General features: G+C 75.3%; 2 protein-coding genes and 1 pseudogene. All 3 read left to right on the top strand.

The window, feature by feature from the left end; genetic code table 11:
• Positions 1-309 (top strand): annotated as a pseudogene (locus CKO41_RS18140) (hypothetical protein); the annotation flags it as partial.
• 50 nt (positions 310-359) lie between these two features.
• Positions 360-1,244, top strand: a complete 885-nt coding sequence (locus CKO41_RS18135; protein ID WP_200383272.1) for a PD-(D/E)XK nuclease family protein — start codon at positions 360-362, stop codon at positions 1,242-1,244.
• 72 nt (positions 1,245-1,316) lie between these two features.
• The coding region (locus CKO41_RS18975) for a hypothetical protein (protein WP_200383271.1) at positions 1,317-2,005 on the top strand (689 nt) is incomplete at its 3' end.

The raw sequence follows: 2,005 nt of genomic DNA, 5'->3' as shown, positions 1-2,005 counted from the left end.
GCCCCCCACTCCGGCCCCGGAGCCCCGCGCGGCGAAAGGGGGGCACCCAACACCAGCGGCGGCAACGGCGCCGCGCCCCCGCGCATCTCCGAGGCCCAGCATCGGCGCCTGGAGGCGCGCATCAACGAGCTGGGCCTGGACCGGGCGCGGGTCAAGCGCTGGATGAGCCGGGCGCTCGGGGTGGAGCACTTCCCCGACCTCGACGTCCTCCAGTACCAGCAGCTCGATGACCGCCTGGAGGCGTTCGCCGAGCGCATCGCCATCGAGACCGAGGCGGGCGGGGCGCCGCAGGCCAGCGCGTTCGGCTGACCGAACCATCCACGGATAGAGCCCGGCCCCGCGCCGGGCGGGAGGATTCCATGCGCATCACCAACCACGCCAACCTGCCCGAGGCCATCGTCGAGGCGATCCGCCGCGACCCCTACGACGCCGGCCCGTGCGACATCTCGCTCACGCGCCTGATCGGCCCGCCGCAGATCCGCATCCTCGAGCGCCGCCACGACGAGGCGATCGAGGAGGATGCCGCCGACCGGATTTGGGCGCTGGTCGGGCAGATCGGTCACGGCATCTTGGAGCGGGCCGAGAACACGGCCATCGCCGAGCGGCGCCTCTTCGCCGACGTCGCCGGCTGGCGCATCTCCGGGCAGCTCGATCGCCTCGTCGTGCTCCCCGACGGGCGCCTGCAGGACTACAAGTTCACGTCGGTCTGGGCCTGCCAGGACGGCCCGAAGGAGGAATGGGTCGCCCAGCTCAACGCGCTGCGCTGGCTGCTGCACGCCAACGGCTACCCGCCGACCCGCACGCTCGAGATCGTCGCCATCCTGCGCGACTGGAGCCGTGGCAAGGCGCGGGCCGGCGGCGGCTACCCGCGGCACCAGGTCCGGGTCCTGCCGGTGGGGCTCTGGACGCTGGAGGAGGCCGAGTCCTACCTGATCGGCCGGGTCCGGCTCCACCAGGCCGCCGAGGCCGCCGCCGCCGAGGGCCGCCCGCTGCCCGAGTGCACGCCCGAGGAGCGCTGGGCGCGCCCGGACACCTACGCGGTGCGCAAGCCCGGGCGCAAGACCGCGCTGCGGGTCTTCGAGCGCGCCGCCGAGGCCCACGCGCTCGCCGCCGCGACGCCGGACGGCTACGTCGAGGCCCGCCCGGGCGAGGCCGTGCGCTGCGCCGGCTACTGTGCCGTCGCGCCCTTCTGCGCCCAACGCCAGGCGGAGCTGGCGGACACGCAGGCGAGCGAGGCCGCCTGAGACGCCCCTTTGCGCCCGCGGCTGGCACCGCGGGCGCCCAACGCGGCCGCACGCCGCACCGGAGGTGACACCATGGCCGAGACCCAGACCCTGCCAGCCCGCATCCAGACCCTGACGGCCGCCGAGCTGTTCGACGGGGACGCCGAGGCCGTGGAGCGCATCGTCGCCGAGGTCGAGGGCGCGGCCCGCGCCATCGTGCCCGACGCCAGCACCGGCAAAGGCCGCCGCGCCCTGGCCAGCCTCGCCAACAAGGTCGCCCGCTCCAAGACCTTCCTCGACGGGCTCGGCAAGGACCACGTGGCCGAGCTGAAGCGGCGCGCCGGCGAGGTCGACGCCAAGCGCCGGCTCATCCGCGACCGCCTCGACGCCCTCAAGGCCGAGGTCCGGGCGCCACTGACCGCCTACGAGCAGGCCGAGGCCGCCCGCCAGGCCGCCATCCGGGCCCGCATTGACGCCCTGGGCGCCATGCCGCCGGACGATCCGTTTACGGACTCCGCGACTCTCGCCGAGCGCATCGCCGAGCTGGAGACCGCCGAGATCGGCGAGGACTACGCCGAGTTCGCCGACGAGGCCAAGCGGACCAAGGCCGCGACGCTGTATGAGCTGGGCTGCCGGCTGGAGCGCGTCCGCGAGCGCGAAGCCGCCGCGGCCAAGGCGGAGGCCGAGCGCGCGGAGCGCGAGCGTCTCGAGCGCGAGCAGCGCGAGCAGCGCATCGCCGCCGAGGCCGCCGAGCGTGCCCGCCGCGAGGCCGAGGAACAGGC

Origin of the sequence: Thiococcus pfennigii (genome assembly GCF_016583835.1) — a bacterium.
Classification (GTDB): Bacteria; Pseudomonadota; Gammaproteobacteria; order Chromatiales; family Chromatiaceae; genus Thiococcus; species Thiococcus pfennigii.
This window is presented reverse-complemented; position numbering and strand designations above follow the sequence as displayed.